The sequence below is a fragment of the Bradyrhizobium sp. UFLA03-84 genome (genome assembly GCF_002289535.1).
Taxonomy (GTDB): domain Bacteria; phylum Pseudomonadota; class Alphaproteobacteria; order Rhizobiales; family Xanthobacteraceae; genus Bradyrhizobium; species Bradyrhizobium viridifuturi.
Genome location: NZ_NSJY01000016.1, coordinates 333,353 through 356,790, shown reverse-complemented (window position 1 = coordinate 356,790; position 23,438 = coordinate 333,353). Strand labels below are relative to the sequence as shown.

Sequence of the window (23,438 nt, the reverse complement as noted above, 5' to 3'; positions counted from 1 at the left end):
CCTGTCATCTGCGGTCGTGCCGACAAGTGAGACTACCGCCTGAACTGCGCCAGGAACATCCGCAAGGAATCGTGCGGGCTCTCGACATCCGCAATCACCCAGCCGTCGGGTCCGTTGACGACGATGAAGTTGAGCGTGACGGCGCGGCCTTCATTGTCGAAGGTCACGGTCACATCGGTCTTGTCGAACTGCCGGCGCGGCGTTGCGATCGAGATCGGGCCGATCCGCCAGGTCGGGCTCTGCACCAGGAAATCGTAGGGCGCGTCGTGCAGGGCGGTCCAGGCGCGGCGCAGGCTGGAATCGAAGAATTGCCGAGCGGTGTCCTCGTCGCGCGGCAGGCCATTGGAAAACGCGGCGCTGCCCTTGCCATAATGGGCGTAGACGTTGCGGATCAGCGATTCCGGCGTGCGGAACCCGGCATCGGTGGCGGCGGCTCCGAAAACCGCCGCAACCAGGGAGAAACCCACGAGGAATTTGCCGCGTCCCATCAGCTTTATTTGCCTCTGCCGCTGGCATATCTTGCAGGGAAATCATTTGAAACGAAAGCCGGCCGGCGCGATGCGCGAACTCTTCGACGATATCCCTGAACAAGCCCCGCTCGATCCGCAGGAGGCGGTGCGGCGCCACATCCGCACGCCGCAGCGCAAGCGCTTCTACACCAGCGCCGGCGTCACTGATGCCGACGGTGGATTTGCGATCACGCTCGACGGCAAACAGATCCGCTCGCCGTCCGGCAAGCCGATCGTGGTGCCGACCCGCGCCATTGCCGACGCGGCCGCGGCCGAGTGGAATGCGCAGGGCGAGACCATCGATCCCGTTACCATGCCAGTGACCCGGCTGGCCAACAGCGTGATCGAGGGGGTGATCGATCGCGTCGACGAGGTCGCCGACGATGCTGCAAGATTCCTCGGCAGCGATCTGCTGTTCTACCGCGCCGGTCATCCCGAGACGCTGGTGGCGCGCGAGGCCGAGCATTGGGATCCGATCCTGTTCTGGGCCGCCGATGCGCTCGGCGCCCATTTCGTGATGGCTGAAGGGGTCATGCATGTCGGCCAGCCCGAGCCCGCGATCCGGGCGGCGCGCGCCGCGTTCCCGACCGATCCCTGGCCGGTCGCGGCGCTCCATATGGTGACGACCTTGACCGGCTCGGCGCTGCTGGCGCTGGCGCTGGCGCATGGCGTCCGTGACGAGGACGAGGTCTGGGCCGCCGCCCATGTCGACGAGGACTGGAATATCGAGAAATGGGGCGTCGACGAGGAGGTCGCGGCGCGCCGCGCCGCCCGACAGGTCGATTTCAGGGCCGCCGCCAGCGTCCTCCGGGAGTTTAAGCCGGGTTAACGAGGGGTTTACGGCGCCGGGCTAGCCTGCGGCACGTCCCTCGCGCCTGGCCGAGACCTCCGACATGGCTATCGCCATCAAACCCGTGCTGCCGGTGCTCGCCTCGAACGAGGCAGGCAGCGTTGCGCCGGACCTCACGCTCGAGGCCGGCAGCGTCGTCAATGCCCAGGTCCTGAAGGTGCTGTCGGCCGATCTGGTGCGGATCGCGATCGCGAGCCTGTCGATCGACGTTCAGACCGAGGTGCCGCTGCAGCAGGGCCAAAACCTGCAGCTTGCTGTGTCGCAGAGCAATGACGGCATCCGCCTGCAACTGGTTGGATCAGGCGCGGACACCGGCGATGCGGTGCAGCTGTCGCCGGGAGCGGCCAACGCCACGGCCGCGCCGCAACCGGTCGCCACGGCGCCGAAGGCCGCGCTGACGCCGCTCGAGCGCATCACCATCACCGCCACGGCCCAGCATGCGGCGGCCGTGCAGGGCAGCCAGGCCCCGCTGTTTGCCAATCTCACCGCGGTCGCGTCCGCCAATCTGCCGCCAAAGCTGCAGGCGGCGATCGCGCAGGTGCTGGCGCAGCAGACCGGCCTCGATGAGAATTTGAGCGGCGATGCCGTCAAGGCCGGCTTCCAGAAGTCCGGCCTGCTGTTGGAGGCGACGCTGGCCTCCAGCGTCGCGCCAGCGAGCGGCGGCGTGCCCGATCTGAAGGCTGCGCTGATCGTGCTGCGCCAGGCGCTGACCTCGCTCGGCGCCGGCGATGCCACGAGGCCCGCGTCCACGCCGCTGCAGCAACCGGCGTTGCCCAGCGCCGGAGCGGCACCGAGCCTCGTGCCATCAGGCACGCCCAGCCTCGAGGTGCAGGAAATCCTGTTGCCGCAGGCGCGGGTGCCGGTTGCCGAGGATCTCACGCGTGGCGCCACGCGGCTCGCCGGCGCGCTCGCAGATGCGCTCGATGCCGGGCCGTCCGCGGGCGGTGCGCTCCATCTCATTCAGGAAGCGCTGCATGAGCTCGGCAACCCCGCACGGCAGGGCGCCGCGCCGCGGGAGATGCTGCCCGGCGATCTGCCCGCGCGCGGCGGCCCACCGCCACCGCCGTTTCATGGCGCGCTGCCGTCGGCACAGGCCGTCGCCGAGGCCACGATCGCGCTGGGGGCGCCGCTCGCGACGACGGCGCACCGCCTGCTGGAAAACACCGACGCGGCGCTGGCGCGGCAGACGCTGCTGCAGGTCGCCTCGCTGCCGGGTCACAACGATGCTACGCGTCCACAGCTCGATGCGATGGTGCCGCGCTGGAATTTCGAGATCCCGTTCCTGACCCAGCAGGGCACGGCGATGGCGCAGTTCGAGATTTCGCGGGATGGCGGCGGCAACGAAGTCGAAGCCGCCAAGCGGGTGTGGCGGGCGCGCTTCACGCTCGACGTCGAGCCGGCCGGGCCGGTGCACGCGCTGGTCTCGCTGAGCGGCGAGCGCACCTCGGTGCGGATGTGGGCGGAACGTCCCTCGACCGCCGTGCAATTGCGCGCCGGCACCGCCGAGTTGAGCCAGGCGCTGACCAGGGCCGAGCTTACGCCTGGCGATATCGAGATCCGCGACGGCAGTCCGCCGCAGCCTGCGCCCGCGCGCGCCGGCCATTTCCTGGACCGCGCATCATGAGCGAGACGCAGAACCAGCTTGCGGTCGCGCTGCATTACGACCATGCCGGTGCGCCGCGCGTGGTGGCAAAAGGCAAGGGCGCGATCGGCGCCAAGATCATCGAGGTCGCCAAGGCCAACGACATCCCGATCGAAGAGAATGAGGTCTTGGCCGGCGCGCTCTCCAATGTCGAGCTCGGCGACGAGATCCCGGCCGAGCTCTACAAGGCCGTCGCCGAGGTGCTGGTGTTCGTGCTGCGGCTGTCGGGCCGGGCGCGCTGAGCGCATCCAATCGACAGTGCCTGTTGCCATCCTTTCACCACGATGCCATCCACCATCGTCGCCAACCCGAACCGCTCAGGTTCTGCTGTGAGTCCCGCCGTGATCCATCGTCGCCATGCGCTCGGTCTGTTTGCTGCCGCCGCCATCCTGCCACAGCGCAGCGTCGCCAACGTGTCGTACCAGCGCAGCGAGTTTCGCGAGGACCTGCAGAAGCGGTTCTTCGATCTCGGCACCGAAGGCACCTTCGTCGGCTACAAGATCGACGACTACCTGATCATCGCGAGCGACAAGGTGCGCTCGGGCGAGGGCCGGCTGCCGGCCTCGACCTTCAAGATCCCGAACGCGCTGATCGCGCTCGACACCGGCGTGGTGCAGGATCCGGACAAGGACGTCTTCAAGTGGGACGGCGTCACCCGCAGTATCGAGGCTTGGAACAAGGATCACACGTTGCGCTCGGCGATCGCGGTGTCGGCCTTTCCGGTGTTCCAGGAGATCGCCCGCCGCATTGGCGAGGAGCGGATGAAGAAGTATCTCGACACGATCGACTACGGCAATCGCGACATCGGCGGCGGCATCGACCAGTTCTGGGTCAAGGGAAACCTGCGGATCGATCCGGTGCAGCAGATCGATTTCCTCGACCGGCTGCGCCGCGGCGTGCTGCCGGTCGGCAAGCGCAGCCAGGAGCTGGTGCGCGATATTCTCCCGGTGACGAAGGTGGGCGACGCCGTCATCCGCGCCAAGAGCGGCCTCACCGACAAGGAGCACGGTTCGCTCGGCTGGCTGGTCGGATGGTCCGAGAAGGGCAGCGACATCACCGTGTTCGCGATGAACATGGACTGCAAGACGCAGGCGCAGATCGACGCGCGGATGAGCGTCACGCAGCAATGCCTGACCGATATCGTCGCGCTGTGACGGGCTGACCTGCGCGCGCAGCAGCTGGTAGGCGCTGCGCGGCTCGACTAGCATCCTCCGATAAAATCAAGCGGAGGAAATCATGCATTCGGCAACAGTCTGGCTCTCGTCGCTCACGCTGGCCGCAGCGGGCGGCTGGCTCGCGGCCACGGTGTTATCGGTGCCCGCGACGAGCAAGGAGCCGCGCTTCCCGCAGCTCACGATGGATCAGCTCAACGATTTGCAGAAGCCGCTCGGCGAGCAGATCATGAAAGTGTCGAGCGTCGGCATCGGCGGGCCCTACAATCCGATCATCCGCAGCCCGGTGCTCGGCCAGCGGCTCTATGATCTGTTCTATTATCTGCGCTGGCAGACCTCGGTGCCGACCAGGCTCAACGAGTTCGCGATCCTGATCATTGGCCGGCAGTGGCGCTCGCAGGTCGAGTGGTTCGCGCACGCACCGCTGGCGGCCAAGGCCGGGCTGTCGGCCGACGTCATCGCCGAGTTGAAGGCCGGCAACCGGCCGTCGAAAATGGCCGACGACGAGGCGGTCGTGTACGATTTCGTCACCGAGCTCACCACGACCAAGAAGATTTCCGACGCGACCTATGCGCGGGCGAAAAAGATCTTCAACGATCAGCAGATCGTCGATCTCACCGCACTCGCCGGCAACTACGTGATGGTCGCGATGATCCTGGCGATGGCCGAGGAGACCGTGCCGCCGGGCAAGGAAGAGCCGTTCAAGGTTGGGGAGAAGTAGGGCGCGCCCCCACTTCACCTCGCCCCGTAAGAACGGGGCGAGGGAGCAGAGCGTCGTCGCGGTAGCTATTGGCGCCCGATCGCCCGCTGCAACGCCGGCATCAGCTTCGGATCGCGGCACTGGGCGACGTTGAAGCGCATGAAGCCGGTGGCCGATTGCGTGGTGCTGAACACGTTGCCCGGCGCCAGCACGATGTTGTCGGCGAGCGCGGCGCGCGCCACGTCGGCAGAGTCGCAGCCGTCGGGCAGGCGGCACCAGAGCTGGAAGCCGCCGCGCGGCATCAGCCACGGCTCGATGCCGATGCGCTGCAGCTTCTCGCCGACATCGCGGCGGGCGCGTACGAGCCGCCGGCGCAGCTCCTCGACATGCTTGCGGTAGAAGCCGGTCGCCAGGACGCTGGCGATGATTTCGGTCGCGACCGCGCAGGGGCCGCCGAACCCGGTCGCGACCTGCAGATCGACCAGCTGCTCGATCCAGTCGGCGCGCGCCGCGATGAAGCCGCAGCGCAACGACGCCGACAGCGTCTTGGAGAAGCTGCCGATCCGGATCACGCGGTTCAGCCCGTCGAGCGCCGCGAGCCGCGCCGACGGCTCCGGCTCGAAATCGGTGAAGATGTCGTCCTCGACGATGGTGAGATCGCAGGCGGTGGCGGCATTCAGCACGCGGTGCGCGGTCTGCGGCGACATCGTCGCGCCGGTCGGATTGTGCAGTCCGGATACGGTGATGTAGAGGCGCGGGCGCTCGGCTTCGAGCACGGCCTCGAAGCTTGCAACGTCGGGCCCCGACGGGGTGTAGGGCACGCTGACCAGCTTGACCTGATGGGCGCGCAGCAGCGCCCGGAAATTGAAATAGCAGGGATCGTCGACCAGCACCGTGTCGCCGGGCCGCAGCAGGAAGCGGCAGATCAGGTCGATCGCCTGGGTGCCGGACATCGTCAGCAGCACCTGCTCGGGCGACACTTCGAGGCCCTCGTCGGCGAACCGTGCCATCAGCGTGCGGCGCAGGGCCAGCGAGCCGCGCGTTGCGCCGTAATCGGCGAGCACGGCGTCCTCGGCCCGCGCCAGGCCGCGGAACGCGCGCCGCAGCGCCTCGGTCGGCATCCAGTCGGCGGGCAGCCAGCCGCAGCCCGGCTTCAGCGCGCCACTCGCGGCGTCGAGCGATTGCCGCGACACCCAGAACGGATCGACGGCGCGGTCGCGCTGCGGCTGGTCCTTGGCCAGCGAAAGCGGCGGCAGCGCCGCCGACGAGACATAGAAGCCGGAGCCCGGCCGCGCCCGGATCAGGCCCTCGGCGGCAAGCCGGTCATAGGCCTCGACCACGGTCGAGGGCGAGACGCCCATGGTCGCGGCGAAGCTGCGGATCGAGGGCAGGCGGTCGTCGGCGGCGAGCGCGCGGCTCGCGATCCTGGCGCGGATCGCGTTCATCACCTCGGTGGTTCGGGTCGCTTTCGGCGCATTGGAGGGGTGTTGCAAGTGTATGCCTACCTTTGCCCATACAGTTTGGCGATATTGTACTGATCCGTAGCTGCCTTGGCCAGCCCGCCGCCGCTATCCTCGCTCGCGAAAGACGAGGTGCGCGATGAGCGATTCGAAGACATTGTCGGGGAAGTCCTGGACCGGCGAGGCGGGCGGCGGCGCGTCGCTGGAGGGCTGGGGCAGCGGCCTGCTCGGCGTGATCATCTTCAGCGGCTCGCTGCCGGCGACGCGCGTCGCGGTGGCGGGGTTCTCGCCATTGTTCCTGACCGCTGCGCGGGCTGCGATCGCGGCGCTGCTCGGCGCCGTGCTGCTCGCGGTGCTGCGCCAGCCCTGGCCGCAGCGCAGGGATCTGGTGTCGCTGACCATTGTCGCACTCGGCGTCGTGATCGGCTTCCCGTTGCTGACTGCGCTCGCGCTCCAGCACATCACCTCGGCGCATTCGATCGTGTTCATCGGGCTGCTGCCGCTGTCGACCGCGGTGTTCGGCGTGCTGCGCGGCGGCGAGCGGCCGAAGCCGCTGTTCTGGCTGTTCTCCAGTATCGGTGGCGCGACGGTGGCCGGGTTCGCGTTGTCGAACGACGGATCGGCCTCGCTGACCGGTGACCTCCTGATGGTCGCGGCCATCGTCGTCTGCGGTCTCGGCTACGCCGAGGGTGCGGCGCTGTCGCGCCGGCTCGGCGGCTGGCAGGTGATCTCCTGGGCGCTGGTGCTCTCGGTGCCGGTGACGCTGCTGATGACCATCATGACGCTGCCGCCGAGCTGGCAGGGCATCGGCGCGCCGGCCTGGCTTGGGCTCGCTTATGTCTCGATCTTCAGCATGCTGGTCGGCTTCGTGTTCTGGTATCGCGGGCTTGCGCTCGGCGGCATCGCCAGCGTCGGCCAGCTGCAGCTGCTGCAGCCGTTCTTCGGGCTAGCGCTCGCCGGGCTGCTGCTGCATGAGCCGGTGGCCTGGTCGATGATCGCTGCGACCATGCTCGTCGTCGTCTGCGTGGTGTTCGCGCGCCGCTTCGCCTGACGACTAGCCCAGCTTGAACAGCGCCTGCAGGAAATCGCTGACCGCCTTGCGGGCCTCGAGCGCGGTGGCCGGGTTGCCGCCGACGTGCGGACCGAGCTCGACGCAGGCATCCTTGTAGCTGAACGGCGCCTGCGTCGATGCGTTCATCAGCACGCCGCCGTCGCCTTCCCTGATGGTGCAGTGGCGTACGGTCTGCGATCCCTTCGCCTCCACCACCGTGTTGTTGCCGATCAGGCCGGCGTCGAAGCCGTGCGCAGAGTCGGGATATTCGGTCAGCACCACGTCGCGCTTGGCCTCCTGCAGGCGCGTGACATAGGCCTTGCAGCTTGCGACCGGGTTATAGTCGTCGGGCGTGCCGTGAAAGATCCGAATCGGCCGCGCCGCGACCTCGGTGTCGGTGAGATAGCTGGTCGAGCAATCCGGATAGAACGGGATATACGCGGCGAACTGCACGCCGGACTTATTCCAGAGCTTGTTGAAGCGATCGAGGCTCGCATAGAGCGTGGCCTGGCCGCCGCGCGAGAATCCCATCAGCGCGATGCGCTCGGGATCGACCCTCGGATGTTTGGCGAGGATCTCCAGCGAATGATAGATGTCGATGATGAAATTGAGCCGGCCGAGCAGCGCCTGGTTCGGCCCGGTCGCGGTCAGGCCGCGGCCGGAGAAGCCGTCGATCACGAAGGTCGAGATGCCCATGCCGTTGAAGTGGCGCACCCAGCCGTCCATGCCGGCGCCGACGCCGCTCGACCCGTGCATCAGCACCACCACCGGCAGCCGGCCGGTTCCTTGCGCGATCCGGAATTCGCCGCCGACGGTGACCGGCTTGCCGTTGCGGTCGCCGGTCAGGAACTGGTGGTCGGAGATCGTCAGCGAGGGGATGCCGTAGATCTCGGTGCGGGATGCGATCTCCTTCGGGATCTGCTGCGCGCTGGTCTCGATGCAGGCGAACAGCAGCGCGCTGAGAAGCACTGCGCCGACGGCGGCCAGGCGACCGTAGCTGAGCATGATTTCCCCCTGTGGTCTGGCCGAAGTGTAAAGCGCGCGCTAACCATGCCAAGTGGTAATTCATGGTGCCGGCCGCATCGCCCCGCATTGTTGCGGGGCGGGTTTCAGTGATCATTAAGCCGAGCCGACCACCTTCCGCGCTGACGCGACATCAGAGGGGCAGATGACCTTCAGGTTCATTGCGCCTGATGCGATCAGGTCAGCAAGCCAGCGGGCACTGTTGGCACAGTGGGATCAACTGGCCGCCGGCCGGCCGTTTCCCGCCTTCGGCGAGCTGAAGCCGGATCCCGCGATCCATGATCCCCGGCAACTCGTCGCATGGGCGGTCGAAGGCGAGGGGCGCCTGCGCAAGTTTCGCGCGATGTATCAGGGCGAGAATGTAGCCGAGGCGTTCAATTCCGCCTGGGCCGGGAAGACCATGGAGCAGGTGGTTCCGATGTCGCTCCGGCGCATCACGCTGACGCCGGCGAAGGAATGCGCCGCAAGCGGCTGCGCGGTCTACATGGTGTTCTCCACCATCGATGCCAACGCTCAGCAGGTCGATTGCGAGCGGCTGCTGCTGCCGTTCGGCAACGGCGCGAAGGTCGAGCATCTGCTCGCATCGCTGCAATTGACGGCGGTCGGAAGCAGGCCCCGCATCGTCAAGCATTTCGACATGCAGGCGGACGTGCGGCTGCAGGGCAGGGTCCGTGCCGGCTTCTCGACCGGCGCGACGAGTCTCGCAGCCGGCGACCAGCGCCGGGCTTCCCGGCGCAATGTCGCGCGGGCGGCGCGGATCAGCTTCGCCCGACGCAGCATGACCTGCATCGTCCGCAACCTCTCCGCGACCGGCGCCGCGGTCGAGGCCACCAATCCGGGTGATATCCCCGACAGTTTCCGTCTCGTGCTGGAAATGGAAGCGACCGAACGGCGCTGCCGCGTGGTCTGGCGCAGGAAAGGCCGGATCGGGGTCGAGTTCAGCTGAGCTTGCCGATCCGCCCGAGATGGGTGTAGCCGAACCCTGTCGAGTATTTCAGCCCGTAGCCGAGCGCGCGGTCGATCCCGATATGGGCAAGCCAGATCATCGCGATCGAGAGCACCAAGGGTCCTTCACCGGCAAAGCCCAGCGTCATCAGCGCCACCGGCGCCAGATAGGTGTGGGCGGCGTTGTAGGCAATGGCGCCGATCCGCGGGCTGATCAGGTAAGCGGCAAAGCTTAAGTCCGGCACCAGGAACAGCAGGACATAGACCAGCCAGGAACCCTCCCACTTGTAGTAGAGCACGGTCATCCCGACGAACAGGACCAACCCCTCCAGCCGGAGCAGGGTGCGCACCCCGCCGGTCGCGGCGCCGGTGGCTTCAGTCGTCATGTCGGTCATTGCAGTCTCCCCAGATGTCGGAAAATCCTACCGTTTTGGCGCTCAATACGACCCACAAGCGCCTTTCCGGTTCCGAAATTGCCGTGCTAAAGCCATTCCGAACGAAGCGGACCCGGCTCGCACCGGGACGCGGACTGTAGCTAACACGGGCGGAAACAAATGAAAGACATCCTCGACACCCTCGAAGAGCGGCGCGCCGGCGCGAAATTGGGCGGCGGCGAAAAGCGCATCGAGGCGCAGCACGCCCGCGGCAAGCTGACCGCACGCGAGCGGATCGAGCTCCTGCTGGACAAGGGCTCGTTCGAGGAATTCGACATGTTCGTCGAGCACCGCTCGATCGAGTTCGGCATGGAGAAGACCAAGATCCCCGGCGACGGCGTCGTCACCGGCTGGGGCACGGTCAATGGCCGCAAGACCTTTGTCTTTGCCAAGGACTTTACGGTGTTCGGCGGCTCGCTGTCCGAGACCCACGCGCTGAAGATCACAAAACTTCAGGACATGGCGATGAAGGCGAGGGCGCCGATCATCGGCCTCTATGACGCCGGCGGTGCGCGCATCCAGGAGGGCGTCGCGGCGCTCGCGGGCTATTCCTATGTGTTCCGCCGCAACGTGCAGGCTTCGGGCGTGATCCCGCAGATCTCCGTCATCATGGGTCCCTGCGCCGGCGGCGACGTCTATTCGCCGGCGATGACCGACTTCATCTTCATGGTGAAGAACACCAGCTACATGTTCGTCACCGGCCCCGACGTGGTGAAGACCGTCACCAACGAGGTGGTGACCGCGGAAGAGCTCGGCGGCGCCTCGGTGCACGCGACGCGCTCCTCGATCGCCGACGGTGCCTTCGAGAACGACGTCGATGCGCTGTTGCAGATGCGCCGGCTGATCGACTTCCTGCCGTCGAACAACACAGACGGCGTGCCGGAATGGCCGAGCTTCGACGACATCGGCCGGGTCGACATGTCCTTGGACACGCTGATCCCCGACAATCCGAACAAGCCCTACGACATGAAGGAGCTGATCCTGAAGGTCGTCGACGAGGGCGACTTCTTCGAGATATCGGAGACCTTCGCCCGGAACATCGTCACCGGCTTCGGCCGTATCGCCGGCCGCACCGTGGGCTTCGTCGCCAACCAGCCGATGGTGCTGGCAGGCGTGCTCGACTCGGACGCCTCACGCAAGGCCGCGCGCTTCGTTCGTTTTTGCGATGCCTTCAACATCCCGATCGTCACCTTCGTCGACGTGCCGGGCTTCCTGCCGGGCACCGCGCAGGAGTATGGCGGCCTGATCAAGCACGGCGCCAAGCTGCTGTTCGCCTATTCGCAGTGCACGGTACCGCTCGTCACCATCATCACCCGCAAGGCCTATGGCGGCGCGTTCGACGTCATGGCGTCGAAGGAGATCGGCGCCGACATGAACTACGCCTGGCCGACCGCCCAGATCGCGGTCATGGGCGCCAAGGGCGCGGTGGAGATCATCTTCCGCAGTGACATCGGCGACCCCGACAAGATCGCCGCGCGCACCAAGGAATACGAAGACCGCTTCCTGTCGCCATTCATCGCCGCCGAGCGCGGCTACATCGACGACGTCATCATGCCGCATTCGACGAGGCGCCGGATCGCGCGGGCGCTCGCGATGCTCAGGGATAAGAAGGTCGAGATCCCGGCGAAGAAGCACGACAATCTGCCGCTGTAATGCTGTCGTAGGGTGGGTTGCCAACGGGTCCGCGCGAAGCGCGGCCCGATAATAAACTCCGCGTAACCCACCACCTTCGTTCCGCACGATCCGCGGAGGGTTACGGCTTCCGCCTAACCCGCCCTACAGGTTCGAATCCGATGACCGAAGACGAGCCGACCGACGAGATTTCCGAGATCGAGGCGCAGATCGAGGAGCTTGCCGAGAGCGCCGAACGATCGCGCAGGATCATTCTCGGCTCGAAGGTCGCAATCGCCGGTGGGTTCGCGTTGTTGCTCGCTGCGCTGCTTGGCCTGTTCAACTCCGGTGAGACTGCGGCGCTCGGATCGATCGCGCTGGTGCTAGGCGGCATCGTGTCGCTCGGATCGAATGTCAGCACGTTGCGGCAGACCGAGGCCGCCATCAGCACCGCCGAGGCGCGCCGGGCGCGGCTGATCGGCAATATCGACCTGCGCCTGGTTCACGATGCGCCGCTGAAGCTGATGTGACCGGCACCGCGCGTTGCCGGATAAGCGCGACTTATGTGTGAGTGATGTCACCATCGTCGCGCGTTGCTCACTGCCGCCAACAACCCGCAGGCCTGCAATGCAAACAATGGAGCAATGCAACCGGGAGGTTTGTCCCCATGGAACCACACTTTCGGGATTGAAAATCCGGGCAACTCCGCTAACTGGGACATTCTGCTTTTTGGAAATGGAGTTGTATCGTGCTGTCTCGTTTTGCTGTTGCTGTGATGTCCGTCACGCTGCTCGCAACGTCGCTTCCGGCGAATGCGGCGCCGTTGCTGCCGAGCGATCTGCAGACTCAGGCGCCGTCGGCCACGCACAAGGTCTGGTGCCATCATGGTTATTGTGACGGCGGTGGAGGCGGCGGCGCTGCGGTCGGCGGATTGATCGGCGGCCTGATCGGCGGCGCCATTGTTGCCGGAGCGGCGAACGCCGCCGCGCAGCAGGAGGCGGCCGCTGCAGCTCAGCAGCATGATGCATACTGCGCGCAGCGTTATCGCTCCTATGATCCTGGCACCGGCACGTTTCAGGGCAAGGACGGCCGCCGCTATCCCTGCCGGTAATTCGTGCCGGTAAGGTGACAGTCGCGAGGGCGTTGCGCGCCCTCGCATCACTGTGGTCCGACGAGCGACGGATGCTTGTCCTCATCGCTGTTCGAGATGTGAACCGGAATCTCACCCCACGTCGTCCCGGGTAAGCGAAGCGCGACCCGGGACCCATGATCACGAATATCAGTTGGTTTGCGAAACTGGAGCCCCAGCTCGCTTCGACAACTCAACCCTGTGGTTATGGGTCCCTGCTCCCGTGCGCAATTGCGCACTAGGCAGGGACGACGAGTTGAGAGTGCTGCGCTCAATATGAGCCGGTCGCCAACGGCACGTAGTCGTACTCGCCGACGCCTTGCAGGATCAGGAAGGTGAGCGAATTCGTGCCGGCGTTGGTGACGAGGTGCGGGCGGTTCGGGCGGACGGCGTAGACTTCGCCGACCTTCAGGTTCACTTGCTCCTTTGGCTCCTGCAGGAACAGCCGCATCTGGCCCTCGAGCACATAGAACGTGTCGGAGATGTTGCTGTGGGTGTGCCACGGCACTTTCTGGGTTGGCGACAGCTGCAGCTCCATGATGCGGAACCCGGGGCGGGCGGCGTGCAGGGCGCGGCGTTCGACCTCGTAGAGGTGGCTGGCATCCTTGAGCGGTTGTCCTGACTTCATGGCGGCCTCCCTGAGATGTTGTTGTGGCGCGATGCTAGTCCTGTTTCATCGCGCGACACATCACCGGAATCGGCATGACGGCCAAGATGCGGCAGCGTGCGCAGAGCGGGTTGCACGGATGTGACCGCACTTGCTGTCGCGTGACGTCGTGATGGTTGTGTGACGTCACAACAGCCGCGGCGCACCGAGTTCCGCGAAACGTGAACGCGCGGTTCAGCGAGCGTTCAGGTCGGGGCGAAAAAACTCGGCGGGTGCGGTTGATCCAACCCAGCAACAAAGGGAAACGCTCATGGAACGCAGGGATTTTCTGAAGATCGCCTTCGGCGTCGCCGCCGGCGCGGCCGCTTTCGCAGCAACCGCCCAGGCGGCGCCGCTCGCGCCGCTTCCCCTCAACCAGGATGCACGTGCGCCGGCGGGCAGCGATGCGCATCCGGCCGTCACCACCGGCGACGAGGTTGATCATTTGAAGCCCGAGCAGGTGCACTGGCACCATGGCCATGGACGCTGGCATCATCGGCACTGGCACCACCGGCATTGGGGCTGGCGCCACCGCCACCGCCATTGGCGCCGTCATCATCACTGGCGCCGCTGGTGATTGAACCGTCTGCCGCCGGGGTGAGACGTATTTTCACGCGCGATCATTTCGGCGGAGAGGACTGTTCATGAAAATCATTGCTGCGTCCGCGCTTGCGTTCGGTCTCACTCTGGCGGCGCTGTCGGCGTCGCACGCCATGCCGATCGCACCGCTCGATCCGGCCCAGGCCGCATCCGACAACACCATTCGTGTTGCCGGCGGCTGCGGGCCGGGCTGGCACCGCGGTCCCTATGGCGGCTGCCGTCCGATGTACAATTGCCCGCGCGGCTGGCACTCGGGCCCCTTCGGCCGCCGCTGCTTCCGCAACTGGTAAGCAGTCGAACGCGGCAGGCAGAAGTGAGCGAGCCTGCCGCGATCACCCAAAAGAAAAACCCCGCGCGAGGCGGGGTTTTGTTTGTGCGAAATGCGCCGCGATCAGATCGGGCGGCAACGGCCATATCGCCAGACGAAGCCATAGGGGCAGGCGCGAACGCGCGGCGCCACCACGACCGGGCCAGGCGCGACGACGACGGGGCGCTCAACCACGACCGCGCCCGGCGCAACCACGACGGGGCCACGATTCCTGACGCAGCCGCCATAGGGACCGCGATGCCAGCCCGGGCCGCAGCCACCGGCCGCATCAGCGGCACTGATGCCGGCGAAAGCGGTCGTCACCAAAACGGCTGCTGCAAAAAGATACTTCATGACTTCTCCTTTTATTTGGGCCGCGCTGCGGCACCGCAACAAACTTTCAGACTACCGATTCGCCCGGCCGGATCATTGCAGAAGCCGTGCCCGATGTCGCCGAACATAATGTTGCGGGCTGAATGCGACATGAATGTTGCAGCTCACAGCTGCGTCAGTGCGCCGCAAGCAAGCTCAGCATTATTTCGAAACATTTCGCAGGCGCGAGCGCAGCGCGCGTCACAACGCGGATGCAAATGGATCGGAGCGCGAGACCAGCGTGACCGAGAGGGCGCGCATGAAATCGCCGACGCTGACTTGAATGTGCGATGTTACTCGCCGGCGCCGAACAGCGCCGCGAACCGCTTCTCGCCGTTGCGCGAGAAATTGACGACGCGGCTGCCCGGCGTGGTGTCCCGCGCGGCCCATTTCAACTCCGTGAAGCGGTCCATCATCGCCGCACCCAGCGTGCCGGCGAGATGGTGCCGCCGCTCGCTCCAGTCGAGGCAGGCCTTGCACACCGGACGGCGTGGATGCGTCAGCGCATCGGCGTCGATCTGCAGCTCCTCCGCCATGAAGCGCTTGCCTTCGCCGGTCAGCTCGATCGCCTGCTTGCTCTGGCGAACCAGCTTCTGCCGCTTCATGCTGTCGAGCATCTGCACGCCGAGATCACCGGCAAGGTGATCGTAGCAGATGCGGGCGCGGCGCAGCGCCGGATCCTTCGGCCCGGTGCGCACGCGCATGTGGCCGGCGCGGGCGGCGATGCCCTGCAGGCCCTCCAGCACGTCGGCGACGTCGGGGTCCGAGAGCCGATAATAGCGGTGGCGGCCCTGCTTCTCGGGCTCGATCAGTCCGCCGGCCTCGAGCTTGGCGAGATGCGAGCTCGCCGTCTGCGGCGTGATGCCGGCCTCCTGCGCCAGCTCGCTCGCGGTCAGCGCGCGGCCGGTCATCAGCGCGGTCAGCATGTTGCAGCGTGCGGGATCGCCGACCAAGGCGGCGATCCGGGAGATGTCGGGTCCTGCTTTCATAGTTCGATGATAGCCGAAGCATCGAGGTCGGGCAAGGCGGTAGTCTGCACCGTGCCGTCATTGCGATGGCACGCAATGACCGGGAAACTCTGGAGTTCGTCAATGACCATCACCGTCTTCATCCGCTACCAGCTCGATCCGTTCAAGCGCGCGATGTTCGAGGAGTATTCGCGGAACTGGCTGTCGATCATCCCGCGCTGCGGTGGCGATCTGCTCGGCTACTGGATGCCGCATGAAGGCACCAACAACATTGGCTTCGCGCTGATCTCGTTCGAGAGCCTTGCCGCCTATGAGGCCTATCGTGCGCGGCTGCGCCAGGACAAGGAAGGCATGACTAATTTCAACTTCGCGGAACAAAACCGTTTCATCCTCGCGGAGGAACGGACATTTTTGCGCAAGGTCGAGCTATAGTCGTTCCGCAACAACAATGAGCGGAGGCGCCCATGATCGCCGTGATCTTCGAAGTCTGGCCGAAGCCGGAGCACCGGAATCTGTATTTCGACCTCGCCGCCGAACTGAAACCGATCCTGCAGGAGATCGAGGGCTTCATCTCGGTCGAGCGGTTCGAGAGCCTCACCGAGAAGGGCAAGTTCGTGTCGCTGTCATTCTTCCGCGACGAGGCTGCGGTAGAGGCCTGGCGCAACACCATCGAGCACCGCCGCACCCAGGCCAAGGGCCGCGCGCGGATTTTCGACAATTATCGCCTGCGCGTTGCGAGTGTGATGCGCGACTACGGATTGAACGAACGCGAGCAGGCGCCGAAAGACAGCCGAGCGGTACATGAGCCGCACTAGCGCCTCTAAGCGCGCGTGCCTATGTGTCCGCGGCCAACGACTTCAGGGAGCGACCAATGCCACTGCCAACTGCTGACAAACGCACAGCCTTCAAGAAGCTGCACGAGAGCGGATGCTTCATCATTCCGAATCCGTTCGATGCCGGCAGCGCCCGCGCCTTGCAGCATCTAGGGTTCAAGGCGCTGGCCTCGACTAGCGCAGGCTTTGCCTGGACCATCGCCAAGGCCGACAACCGCGTCACCATCGACGATGTCTGCGACCACCTGACCGCGATCTGTGCGGCGGTCGATATTCCGGTCAATGCGGATTTCGAGGGCGGCTTCGCCGTCGAGCCCGATAAGGTTGCGGTCAATGTCGCACGCGGCGTCAAGACCGGCGTCGCCGGGCTGTCGATCGAGGACTCCACCGGAGATGCCGCCAATCCGCTGTTCGAGCACAAGCTCGCGGTCGAGCGCATCAGGGCGGCGCGCAAGGCGATCGATGCCGACAACAGCGGCGTGTTGCTCACCGGCCGCTGCGAGGCGTTCCTGTGGGGAAAGAAAGACCTCAACCTGGTGATCGAGCGGCTGCAGGCCTATTCGCAGGCCGGGGCAGACGTCCTCTATGCACCGGGCATCTCGACCAAGGAGGAGATCTCCGCGGTCGTGAAGGCGGTCGCGCCGAAGCCGGTCAATCTCCTGATCGGCGGCGCGTCCGAGCTGACGCTGCAGGCGGTGGCCGATCTCGGCGTGCGGCGGATCAGCGTCGGCGGCGCGCTGGCGCGGATGGCCTGGAGCGGTGTCATGAAGGCGGCGAAGGAAATGGCCGAGAAGGGCACCTTCACCGAATTCGCCAACGGCTATCCCGGCGGCGAACTCAACAAGATGTTCAAGTAGACCTCGAAACAGCGGCGGGCCGCTTGGGCCCGCCGCTCGCGCCTGGTCAGTTGCGTCACGCGTTACTTCGAATTCTCGGCCGGCGGGGCGGCCGGCTTGTTCATGTCGGACTTGTTCATGTCCGACTTGTTCATGTCCGACGGCGCAGCCGGCGGGCTGGCAGGCGCCGCGCCCGTGGTCACGCCGGGCTGGCTGTTCGGCTTCGGCGTCACGTCGCGCATGCCCGGAGGCGCCCCGGCCGGATTGGCCGGCTGTTGCTGCGCGGTCTGCGTCGACGGCGTCGTGCCCGCCTCATGGACCGACGTATTGTTCAACCCGTAGAACAGCGCGCCGAGCACCACGGCCACCGCAACTGCGAACATCGCGACCTTGGTGCCGCTGGCCGGTCCCTCCTGCAGTTCCGGATCGGGCTGCAACTCGTTGTCCAGGCTGTTGAAGCGCGCCTGACGGCGGATTTCGTCATCGGTCAGGTTGGCGCGATACGGATCGTCAGGGTTGTAGGCCATTGCAAAGTTCCTCCGTTAGCACCCCAAAGCTAAACGCAGGGGACAATGGCTGGCGCGTCGGGATGTTCCGCGCCAATGTTGCAACCCGTTCATGCAGGAACCTACGATTCCGAGGGTTCCAGACCTGTTCCGTGAGGCCTTTTCAATGTGGACCATGCCGCCCACCGATTCGGTGCTGCACGTGCTCTCGTTCATCGCCGTTGCGGCGCAATCGATGACGGCGGCGCTGGCGGCCGGCAGGCGCAGCATGGATTGGGCGGGCGTCTGCATGCTGGGGGCGATCACCGCGCTCGGCGGCGGCACCATCCGCGACGTGCTGCTCGGACATTATCCGCTGCTGTGGGTCGCGCAGCCGATCTACCTCGCGATCGCCGCCGCCGGCGCCTTCGCCACCATCCTGCTGGCGCGGTTGGTGGTCAGGCTCAATCTTGCATTCCTGGTGCTCGATGCGATCGGGCTCGTGGTGTTCACCATGGCCGGCTGCGACGTGGCCTGGCAGGTCGACGCCTCGCTGCCGATCGTGATCGTCTCCGGCATGATCACCGGCTGCGCCGGCGGCGTGCTGCGCGACATCCTCTGCAACGAGGTGCCGCTGCTGTTCCGCAGCGAGCTCTACGCCAGCGTCTCGGTGGTGACGGGGCTGTTCTATGCGACCGCGTTCGGGCTGAACCTCAACCCTACGGCCTGGACGCTGCTGACCTTCGCGCTCGGCCTGAGCTTCCGGATGCTCGCGATCCGCTACAAATGGGAGATGCCGAAATTCGTGTTCTCCGGCGAGGAGCGGTGAGGCGCTACTTTCCCGTTCGCGCCTTCATTTCGCCGTCCGTGCCTTGGCGACCTCGTCCGCGGTCACGGCCGGCGCCGCGTTGCCCCAGGAATTGCGGATATAGGTCGCGACATCGGCCACGTCCTGATCACTTAGCTTCGGATAGGCCGGCATCGAGCCTGCGTTGGGCGCGCGCGGCGTGGTGAGTGTCTGCGCGCCGTCGAGGATGATGCGCAGCGTGCTCGCCGGATTGGCTGATTGCAGATTGGCGTTGCCGGGCAGCGGCGGATAGATCCGCGGCGCGCCGGAGCCGTCGAGCTCGTGGCAGGCGACGCAGGCGCCGCGATAGATCCGCTCGCCGTTGCTCATCTGCGCCGGCGCGGCCGCGGTGACCGCAGGCTCCGGCGCGCCGGCGGGCAGGCTCTTCAGATAGGCGGCGATGGCGCGCACGTCGGCGTCGCTCATCCTCGAGGTCGAATTGACCACCACCTCCGACATCAGGGGACCGGCATGGCTGTGGCCGTTGCGGCCGCTCTGCAGGTATTCGACGATGTCAGCGGCGCTCCATGATTTCAGCCCGCTGCGCTCGGCGCCGTCGAGCCTCGGTGCAAACATGCCTTGCACCATGCCGCCTCTGAGCGCCTGGTCGCGCCTGTCAGCGCCGAAGGCATTCTTCGGCGTGTGGCAGGCGCCGCAATGGCCGAGCGCCTCGACCAGATAGCGGCCGCGATTCCATTGCGCAGGCTTGCTCTGGTCCGGCTGGATGATGCCGGGCGTGAAGAACAGCGCATTCCAGGCCCGCATCAGCGCGCGATAGTTCAGCGGCCAGCGCAGCTGCGGCGGCGGCGCCTTGTTGCTCACCGGCGGAAGCGTCGCGAGATAGGCGCGGATCGCCAGGATGTCGTCGCGGATCAGCTTCGTGAAGGAAGGGTAGGGGAAGGCCGGATAATAATGCGTCCCGCTTGGCGAGACCCCCATCCGCAGCGCGCGGAGGAAATCGTCGTCGCTCCAACCGCCGATGCCGGTATCGCGATCGGGGGTGAGATTCGCAGAGAACACCGCGCCGAACGGTGTGTCGATCCGCTTGCCGCCGGCGAAGGGCTTTGCCGGATCGGCGGTGTGGCAGCTTGCGCAGTCGCCGGCGATCGTGAGCGCCTTGCCGCGGGCGATGATGTCGTCGGTTGACGCAGCGGCGCATTCGCGGGCCGCGAACGCACTGCACAACAGCGCCGTGACCAGAATCGCACCCGTCGTTCGAAATCGTCGCCGCATCCATCACCTTCCGGTCCACAAGACGCGTCACGCCATTTCGCCGCGGGCCTGTCCTGCGACAGAAACCGAAACGGCCCTCGGATATTCCCGGCACGATATTGCGATTTTTGAGCGACGGGCTTGGTCGCCCAGAATTGTGCTGCGCGGGCCGGAAAATCCGACATAGACTGGTTCTAACAAGTTCGGATGACTAGCTAAAAAGCAGCCGTCGCGGCCAGCGAAAAGAGGGCTAAATGGGAATCAACCAAGGGCCTATCAGCCTCGACCAGAAATACACCCAGGGCACCGGCCACGTCTTCATGACCGGCATCCAGGCGCTGGTCCGCCTGCCGATGGCGCAGATCAGGCGTGACCGCGCCGCAGGCCTCAACACGGCGGGCTTCATCTCCGGTTATCGTGGTTCCCCCCTCGGCGGCTATGACCAGCAACTGTTCGCCGCCCGCAAGCATCTCGAGCAGTACAACATCAAATTCCAGCCCGGCGTGAACGAGGACCTGGCTGCCACCGCGATCTGGGGCTCGCAGCAGCTCAGCCTGTCGCCCGGCGCCAAATATGATGGCGCGGTCGGCATCTGGTACGGCAAGGGCCCCGGCGTGGACCGCTGCGGCGACGTGTTCCGCCACGGCAACGCGGCAGGCTCCGCCAAGCATGGCGGCGTGCTCTGCCTTGCCGGCGACGACCATGGCGCGAAATCCTCCACCGTCCCGCATCAGTCCGACCACGCCTTCATCTCCGCGCTGATGCCCTACCTCTACCCCTCCAGCATCCATGAAATGATCGAGATGGGCCTCCTGGGTATCGCGATGTCGCGCTACTCGGGCTGCTGGGTCGGCATGAAGGTGATCACCGAGACGGTCGAGACCACGGCCGAGATCGACCTCACCGACGAGATGACGCCGTTCATCATCCCGACCGATTTCGAGTTGCCGCCGGGTGGCCTCAATATCCGCTGGCCCGACGACCGCTTCGAGCAGGACCGGCGCTTGCAGGACTACAAGGGCTTTGCCGCGATTGCCTTTGCCCGCGCCAACAAGGTCAACCGTATCACGATGGATTCGCCAAACGCGCGCTACGGCATCATGGCGTCCGGCAAGAGCTACGAGGACATCCGCCAGGCGCTGCGCGAGCTCGGCATCACGCCGGAGATCGCCGCCAAGATCGGCCTTCGCCTCTACAAGATCGGCATGCCCTGGCCACTGGAGCCGGAAGGCGTGCGCAATTTCGCCGTCGGTCTGGAGGAGATCTTCATCGTCGAGGAGCGCCGCGAGATCGTCGAGAACCAGGTCAAGCAGGAGCTGTTCAACTGGCGCGACGACGTGCGCCCGCGCATCGTCGGCAAGATGGACGATCACGACAAGCGCTTCCTGACGTTTGCCGCCGAGCTCAGCGTGGCCTCGCTGGCGAGCTCGCTGACCGAACGGCTGCTTCGACTCAATCTCAATCCTGAAATCGCCGAGATGCTGCGCGCCAAGGCCGACTGGTTCAACGGCCGCCAGTCGAGCCAGATGCAGGCGACGGCGCCGGTCAGCCGCACGCCGTATTTCTGCTCGGGGTGCCCGCACAACACCTCGACCAAGGTGCCGGAAGGCAGCCGCGCGCTCGGCGGCATCGGCTGCCACTTCATGGCGCTGTGGATGAACCGCTCGACCGAGACATTCACCCATATGGGCGGCGAGGGCGTGCCGTGGGTCGGCATCGCGCCCTTCACCAACGAGAACCACATCTTCGCCAATCTCGGCGACGGCACCTACTTCCACTCCGGCATTCTCGCGATCCGCCAGTCGATCGCCTCCAAGGCCAACATCACCTACAAGATCCTCTACAACGATGCCGTTGCCATGACCGGCGGCCAGCGCCATGACGGCGACCTCTCGCCGCAGCAGATCACCTTCCAGCTCCACGCCGAAGGCATTCGCGAGATCTATCTGGTCTCGGAAAATCCCGACGCCTATCCGGCCGATACCATTGCGCCCGGCGTCAAGCTGTTCCATCGCGACGAGCTCGAGAACGTCCAGAAGATGTGCCGCGACACCAAGGGCACCTCGGCGATCGTGTTCGTGCAGACCTGCGCGGCCGAGAAGCGCCGTCGCCGCAAGCGCGGCCTGATGGAGGACCCGGCGCGCCGCGTGCTGATCAATCCGGCGGTCTGCGAAGGCTGCGGCGACTGCTCGGTGCAGTCGAACTGCATCTCGGTCGAGCCGCTGGAGACGGAACTGGGGCGCAAGCGCACCATCAACCAGTCGACCTGCAACAAGGACTATTCCTGCGTCAAGGGTTTTTGCCCGTCCTTCGTCACGGTCGATGGTGGCACCCTCAAGCGTCGCGCGCCCGCCGAACTCGGCGATATCGGCGCCTTGCCGGAGCCGGCCTCGAAGCCCGCGCTCGACCGGCCCTACAATATCGCGGTCGGCGGCGTCGGCGGCACCGGCGTGCTGACGATCGGCGCGCTGCTCGGCATGGCCGCGCATATCGAGGGCAAGGCCTCCATGATCCTCGACATGTCCGGTCTTGCGCAGAAGGGCGGCGCGGTGCTGAGCCATGTCCGGCTGTCGGAGCACACCGCCGACGTGACCTGCTCGCGCATCGTGACCGGCACGGCCGACCTCGTTCTCGCAGCTGACGAGGTCGTTGCGGTTTCGAAGGACACCATGACGCTGTGCGACGCGAGCCGCACCGTCGGCATCATCAACAGCCACATCATCCCGACCGCGGATTTCATCCTCAACCGCGACTTCAACTTCCAGAGCCGCAAGGTCACCGGCGTGCTGGAGACCGAGCTGCGCAAGGACTCCGCGTTCTTCGACTTCACCAAGCCGGCCGAAGCGCTGCTCGGCGACTCGATCGCCACCAACATCATGATGATGGGCTTTGCCTATCAGCGCGGGCTGCTGCCGCTGTCGGCGGAGGCGATCCAGCAGGCGATCGAGGTCAATGGCGTCTCGATCAAGATGAACACGCAGGCGTTCCAGCTCGGGCGTCTGGCCGCGGCCGATCCGGCGCGGCTCGCTGCGATGATGAAGGGGCAGGACGACGACGCAGCCCCGGTCAAGTCGCTGGATGCGATGTCGCTCGACGAGATCATCACCCATCGCATGGGTCTTCTGACCGATTATCAGAACGGACGGCTCGCCAAGCGTTATCGCAAGCTGGTCGACCAGGTGCGCGATGCCGCCACCAAGGGCGGCTATGGCGAGGCGCTGCCGCGCGCGGTTGCGATCAACTATGCCAAGCTGCTCGCCTACAAGGACGAGTACGAGGTGGCGCGGCTGTTCACCGATGGCCGCTTCGAGAAGCAACTGCGCGATCAGTTCGAGGGCGACTTCAAGTTCAATTTCAATCTGGCACCGCCGATCCTCGGCGGTGGACTCGATGCGCAGGGACGTCCGAAGAAGCGCGCCTTCGGTTCGTGGATGATGTCGGCCTTCAGGGTGATGGCGCGATTCCGCTTCCTGCGCGGCACGCCTCTCGACATCTTCGGTTACAACGCCGACCGCAGGCTCGAGCGCGATCTGATCGCGGGATACGAGAAGGACGTCGCGACGGTACTGAACTTGCTGTCGCCGCTCAATCACGACATCGCGGTCGAATTGCTGTCGCTGCCCGAGCGCATCCGCGGCTACGGCCCGGTGAAGGAGAAGGCGGTTAAGGAGGCGAAGGTTCGCTACGCGCAACTCGCCGCCGACCTTGCCAACCCGCCGCCCGCGCCGCGGCAGATGGCGGCGGAGTAGGGTAGCCAAATATTCAGCGTCGTCCCGGGCAAGCGAAGCGCGACCCGGGACCCATAA

Annotated in this window: 26 protein-coding genes; 17 read left to right on the top strand and 9 right to left on the bottom strand. The window is 65.8% G+C overall.

Features of this window, described 5'->3' with window-relative positions; genetic code table 11:
* Nucleotides 1-32 precede the first annotated feature (32 nt).
* Nucleotides 33-488, bottom strand: a complete 456-nt coding sequence (locus CK489_RS31720) for a hypothetical protein (RefSeq protein ID WP_095735081.1) — start codon at nt 486-488, stop codon at nt 33-35.
* 70 nt (nt 489-558) lie between these two features.
* Here CK489_RS31720 and CK489_RS31715 point away from each other — a divergent pair, with 70 nt between their 5' ends.
* From CK489_RS31715 to CK489_RS31695, 5 genes are all read left to right on the top strand, one after another.
* On the top strand, nt 559-1,338 hold the full coding sequence (locus CK489_RS31715; protein WP_095735080.1) for an ATP12 family chaperone protein: 780 nt from the start codon (nt 559-561) through the stop codon (nt 1,336-1,338).
* Between the two features lie 64 nt (nt 1,339-1,402).
* A complete protein-coding gene (gene fliK / locus CK489_RS31710; protein WP_095735079.1) occupies nt 1,403-2,983 on the top strand; it encodes a flagellar hook-length control protein FliK in 1,581 nt (526 codons plus the stop codon).
* On the top strand, nt 2,980-3,243 hold the full coding sequence (locus tag CK489_RS31705; RefSeq protein WP_095735078.1) for an EscU/YscU/HrcU family type III secretion system export apparatus switch protein: 264 nt from the start codon (nt 2,980-2,982) through the stop codon (nt 3,241-3,243). The genes fliK and CK489_RS31705 overlap by 4 nt, the downstream gene beginning before the upstream one ends.
* 99 nt (nt 3,244-3,342) lie before the next feature.
* The gene (blaOXA, locus tag CK489_RS31700) at nt 3,343-4,155 is read left to right on the top strand and encodes a class D beta-lactamase (RefSeq protein WP_095735208.1); all 813 of its coding nucleotides are present in this window, start codon (nt 3,343-3,345) and stop codon (nt 4,153-4,155) included.
* 82 nt (nt 4,156-4,237) lie between these two features.
* Nucleotides 4,238-4,894 carry a carboxymuconolactone decarboxylase family protein gene (locus CK489_RS31695; protein WP_095735077.1) on the top strand — a complete coding sequence of 219 codons (657 nt, stop codon included), beginning with the start codon at nt 4,238-4,240 and terminating at the stop codon, nt 4,892-4,894.
* Between the two features lie 65 nt (nt 4,895-4,959).
* Here the strand turns inward: CK489_RS31695 and CK489_RS31690 are convergent, their stop codons facing one another.
* Nucleotides 4,960-6,318 (bottom strand): aminotransferase-like domain-containing protein, encoded by a 1,359-nt coding sequence (locus CK489_RS31690; RefSeq protein WP_095735076.1) that lies wholly within the window; start codon nt 6,316-6,318, stop codon nt 4,960-4,962.
* Between the two features lie 154 nt (nt 6,319-6,472).
* Between CK489_RS31690 and CK489_RS31685 the strand changes: the two genes are divergently transcribed.
* Nucleotides 6,473-7,384: a DMT family transporter gene (locus CK489_RS31685; RefSeq protein ID WP_050625767.1), complete on the top strand. Its 912-nt coding sequence runs from the start codon at nt 6,473-6,475 to the stop codon at nt 7,382-7,384.
* Nucleotides 7,385-7,387: 3 nt separating this feature from the next.
* Here the strand turns inward: CK489_RS31685 and CK489_RS31680 are convergent, their stop codons facing one another.
* On the bottom strand, nt 7,388-8,389 hold the full coding sequence (locus CK489_RS31680) for a dienelactone hydrolase family protein (protein WP_095735075.1): 1,002 nt from the start codon (nt 8,387-8,389) through the stop codon (nt 7,388-7,390).
* Nucleotides 8,390-8,552: 163 nt separating this feature from the next.
* Between CK489_RS31680 and CK489_RS31675 the strand changes: the two genes are divergently transcribed.
* Nucleotides 8,553-9,353, top strand: a complete 801-nt coding sequence (locus CK489_RS31675) for a PilZ domain-containing protein (RefSeq protein ID WP_095735074.1) — start codon at nt 8,553-8,555, stop codon at nt 9,351-9,353.
* On the opposite strand, the gene CK489_RS31670 is transcribed toward CK489_RS31675, so the two are convergent.
* Entirely contained in the window at nt 9,346-9,747 is a 402-nt protein-coding gene (locus CK489_RS31670) for a DUF4260 domain-containing protein (RefSeq protein WP_095735073.1), read from the bottom strand. The two genes, CK489_RS31675 and CK489_RS31670, sit on opposite strands and share 8 nt — an antisense overlap.
* A gap of 159 nt (nt 9,748-9,906) precedes the next feature.
* Here CK489_RS31670 and CK489_RS31665 point away from each other — a divergent pair, with 159 nt between their 5' ends.
* From CK489_RS31665 to CK489_RS31655, 3 genes are all read left to right on the top strand, one after another.
* A complete protein-coding gene (locus CK489_RS31665; protein ID WP_095735072.1) occupies nt 9,907-11,439 on the top strand; it encodes an acyl-CoA carboxylase subunit beta in 1,533 nt (510 codons plus the stop codon).
* A gap of 140 nt (nt 11,440-11,579) precedes the next feature.
* On the top strand, nt 11,580-11,927 hold the full coding sequence (locus CK489_RS31660) for a hypothetical protein (protein WP_095735071.1): 348 nt from the start codon (nt 11,580-11,582) through the stop codon (nt 11,925-11,927).
* Nucleotides 11,928-12,145: 218 nt separating this feature from the next.
* Entirely contained in the window at nt 12,146-12,508 is a 363-nt protein-coding gene (locus CK489_RS31655) for a BA14K family protein (RefSeq protein WP_244485880.1), read from the top strand.
* Between the two features lie 289 nt (nt 12,509-12,797).
* Here CK489_RS31655 and CK489_RS31650 read toward each other — a convergent pair whose 3' ends face one another.
* On the bottom strand, nt 12,798-13,154 hold the full coding sequence (locus CK489_RS31650; RefSeq protein ID WP_095735070.1) for a cupin domain-containing protein: 357 nt from the start codon (nt 13,152-13,154) through the stop codon (nt 12,798-12,800).
* Between the two features lie 289 nt (nt 13,155-13,443).
* Between CK489_RS31650 and CK489_RS31645 the strand changes: the two genes are divergently transcribed.
* On the top strand, nt 13,444-13,749 hold the full coding sequence (locus CK489_RS31645; RefSeq protein ID WP_095735069.1) for a twin-arginine translocation signal domain-containing protein: 306 nt from the start codon (nt 13,444-13,446) through the stop codon (nt 13,747-13,749).
* Between the two features lie 67 nt (nt 13,750-13,816).
* Nucleotides 13,817-14,062, top strand: a complete 246-nt coding sequence (locus tag CK489_RS31640) for a GCG_CRPN prefix-to-repeats domain-containing protein (RefSeq protein ID WP_050625775.1) — start codon at nt 13,817-13,819, stop codon at nt 14,060-14,062.
* A gap of 101 nt (nt 14,063-14,163) precedes the next feature.
* Here the strand turns inward: CK489_RS31640 and CK489_RS31635 are convergent, their stop codons facing one another.
* Together CK489_RS31635 and CK489_RS31630 are read right to left on the bottom strand one after the other, a co-directional pair.
* Nucleotides 14,164-14,433 (bottom strand): GCG_CRPN prefix-to-repeats domain-containing protein, encoded by a 270-nt coding sequence (locus CK489_RS31635; protein ID WP_050625776.1) that lies wholly within the window; start codon nt 14,431-14,433, stop codon nt 14,164-14,166.
* A gap of 311 nt (nt 14,434-14,744) precedes the next feature.
* Complete coding sequence (locus CK489_RS31630; protein ID WP_194460876.1) at nt 14,745-15,440, bottom strand: ArsR/SmtB family transcription factor; 696 nt, start codon at nt 15,438-15,440, stop codon at nt 14,745-14,747.
* A gap of 102 nt (nt 15,441-15,542) precedes the next feature.
* Here CK489_RS31630 and CK489_RS31625 point away from each other — a divergent pair, with 102 nt between their 5' ends.
* The 3 genes from CK489_RS31625 to CK489_RS31615 are packed head-to-tail and all read left to right on the top strand — an operon-like array spanning nt 15,543 to nt 17,109.
* Nucleotides 15,543-15,851, top strand: coding sequence for an NIPSNAP family protein (locus tag CK489_RS31625; protein WP_095735068.1), 309 nt, complete (start codon nt 15,543-15,545; stop codon nt 15,849-15,851).
* Between the two features lie 32 nt (nt 15,852-15,883).
* A complete protein-coding gene (locus CK489_RS31620) occupies nt 15,884-16,234 on the top strand; it encodes an antibiotic biosynthesis monooxygenase family protein (protein ID WP_095735067.1) in 351 nt (116 codons plus the stop codon).
* A 56-nt stretch (nt 16,235-16,290) separates the two neighbouring features.
* Nucleotides 16,291-17,109 (top strand): isocitrate lyase/PEP mutase family protein, encoded by an 819-nt coding sequence (locus CK489_RS31615; protein ID WP_095735066.1) that lies wholly within the window; start codon nt 16,291-16,293, stop codon nt 17,107-17,109.
* A gap of 62 nt (nt 17,110-17,171) precedes the next feature.
* On the opposite strand, the gene CK489_RS31610 is transcribed toward CK489_RS31615, so the two are convergent.
* The gene (locus CK489_RS31610) at nt 17,172-17,615 is read right to left on the bottom strand and encodes a hypothetical protein (protein ID WP_245350564.1); all 444 of its coding nucleotides are present in this window, start codon (nt 17,613-17,615) and stop codon (nt 17,172-17,174) included.
* A gap of 145 nt (nt 17,616-17,760) precedes the next feature.
* On the opposite strand from CK489_RS31610, the gene CK489_RS31605 reads away from it, so the two are divergent.
* Entirely contained in the window at nt 17,761-18,402 is a 642-nt protein-coding gene (locus CK489_RS31605) for a trimeric intracellular cation channel family protein (RefSeq protein ID WP_050625782.1), read from the top strand.
* 24 nt (nt 18,403-18,426) lie between these two features.
* Here the strand turns inward: CK489_RS31605 and CK489_RS31600 are convergent, their stop codons facing one another.
* Complete coding sequence (locus CK489_RS31600; protein ID WP_095735065.1) at nt 18,427-19,653, bottom strand: c-type cytochrome; 1,227 nt, start codon at nt 19,651-19,653, stop codon at nt 18,427-18,429.
* A gap of 233 nt (nt 19,654-19,886) precedes the next feature.
* Between CK489_RS31600 and CK489_RS31595 the strand changes: the two genes are divergently transcribed.
* A complete protein-coding gene (locus CK489_RS31595; RefSeq protein WP_095735064.1) occupies nt 19,887-23,381 on the top strand; it encodes an indolepyruvate ferredoxin oxidoreductase family protein in 3,495 nt (1,164 codons plus the stop codon).
* Nucleotides 23,382-23,438 lie beyond the last annotated feature (57 nt).

Excerpts from the sequence above, each read along its gene's own strand:
- CK489_RS31695 (WP_095735077.1), top strand. The coding sequence starts at position 4,238 with ATGCATTCGGCAACAGTCTGGCTCTCGTCGCTCACGCTGGCCGCAGCG.
- CK489_RS31610 (WP_245350564.1), bottom strand. The coding sequence starts at position 17,615 with ATGGCCTACAACCCTGACGATCCGTATCGCGCCAACCTGACCGATGAC.
- CK489_RS31720 (WP_095735081.1), bottom strand. The coding sequence starts at position 488 with ATGGGACGCGGCAAATTCCTCGTGGGTTTCTCCCTGGTTGCGGCGGTT.
- CK489_RS31675 (WP_095735074.1), top strand. The coding sequence starts at position 8,553 with ATGACCTTCAGGTTCATTGCGCCTGATGCGATCAGGTCAGCAAGCCAG.
- CK489_RS31625 (WP_095735068.1), top strand. The coding sequence starts at position 15,543 with ATGACCATCACCGTCTTCATCCGCTACCAGCTCGATCCGTTCAAGCGC.
- CK489_RS31635 (WP_050625776.1), bottom strand. The coding sequence starts at position 14,433 with ATGAAGTATCTTTTTGCAGCAGCCGTTTTGGTGACGACCGCTTTCGCC.
- CK489_RS31670 (WP_095735073.1), bottom strand. The coding sequence starts at position 9,747 with ATGACCGACATGACGACTGAAGCCACCGGCGCCGCGACCGGCGGGGTG.
- CK489_RS31600 (WP_095735065.1), bottom strand. The coding sequence starts at position 19,653 with ATGCGGCGACGATTTCGAACGACGGGTGCGATTCTGGTCACGGCGCTG.
- CK489_RS31645 (WP_095735069.1), top strand. The coding sequence starts at position 13,444 with ATGGAACGCAGGGATTTTCTGAAGATCGCCTTCGGCGTCGCCGCCGGC.
- CK489_RS31680 (WP_095735075.1), bottom strand. The coding sequence starts at position 8,389 with ATGCTCAGCTACGGTCGCCTGGCCGCCGTCGGCGCAGTGCTTCTCAGC.
- fliK (WP_095735079.1), top strand. The coding sequence starts at position 1,403 with ATGGCTATCGCCATCAAACCCGTGCTGCCGGTGCTCGCCTCGAACGAG.
- CK489_RS31715 (WP_095735080.1), top strand. The coding sequence starts at position 559 with ATGCGCGAACTCTTCGACGATATCCCTGAACAAGCCCCGCTCGATCCG.
- CK489_RS31640 (WP_050625775.1), top strand. The coding sequence starts at position 13,817 with ATGAAAATCATTGCTGCGTCCGCGCTTGCGTTCGGTCTCACTCTGGCG.
- CK489_RS31650 (WP_095735070.1), bottom strand. The coding sequence starts at position 13,154 with ATGAAGTCAGGACAACCGCTCAAGGATGCCAGCCACCTCTACGAGGTC.
- CK489_RS31685 (WP_050625767.1), top strand. The coding sequence starts at position 6,473 with ATGAGCGATTCGAAGACATTGTCGGGGAAGTCCTGGACCGGCGAGGCG.
- CK489_RS31660 (WP_095735071.1), top strand. The coding sequence starts at position 11,580 with ATGACCGAAGACGAGCCGACCGACGAGATTTCCGAGATCGAGGCGCAG.
- CK489_RS31595 (WP_095735064.1), top strand. The coding sequence starts at position 19,887 with ATGGGAATCAACCAAGGGCCTATCAGCCTCGACCAGAAATACACCCAG.
- CK489_RS31615 (WP_095735066.1), top strand. The coding sequence starts at position 16,291 with ATGCCACTGCCAACTGCTGACAAACGCACAGCCTTCAAGAAGCTGCAC.
- CK489_RS31690 (WP_095735076.1), bottom strand. The coding sequence starts at position 6,318 with ATGAACGCGATCCGCGCCAGGATCGCGAGCCGCGCGCTCGCCGCCGAC.
- CK489_RS31620 (WP_095735067.1), top strand. The coding sequence starts at position 15,884 with ATGATCGCCGTGATCTTCGAAGTCTGGCCGAAGCCGGAGCACCGGAAT.
- CK489_RS31665 (WP_095735072.1), top strand. The coding sequence starts at position 9,907 with ATGAAAGACATCCTCGACACCCTCGAAGAGCGGCGCGCCGGCGCGAAA.
- CK489_RS31630 (WP_194460876.1), bottom strand. The coding sequence starts at position 15,440 with ATGAAAGCAGGACCCGACATCTCCCGGATCGCCGCCTTGGTCGGCGAT.
- CK489_RS31605 (WP_050625782.1), top strand. The coding sequence starts at position 17,761 with ATGTGGACCATGCCGCCCACCGATTCGGTGCTGCACGTGCTCTCGTTC.
- CK489_RS31705 (WP_095735078.1), top strand. The coding sequence starts at position 2,980 with ATGAGCGAGACGCAGAACCAGCTTGCGGTCGCGCTGCATTACGACCAT.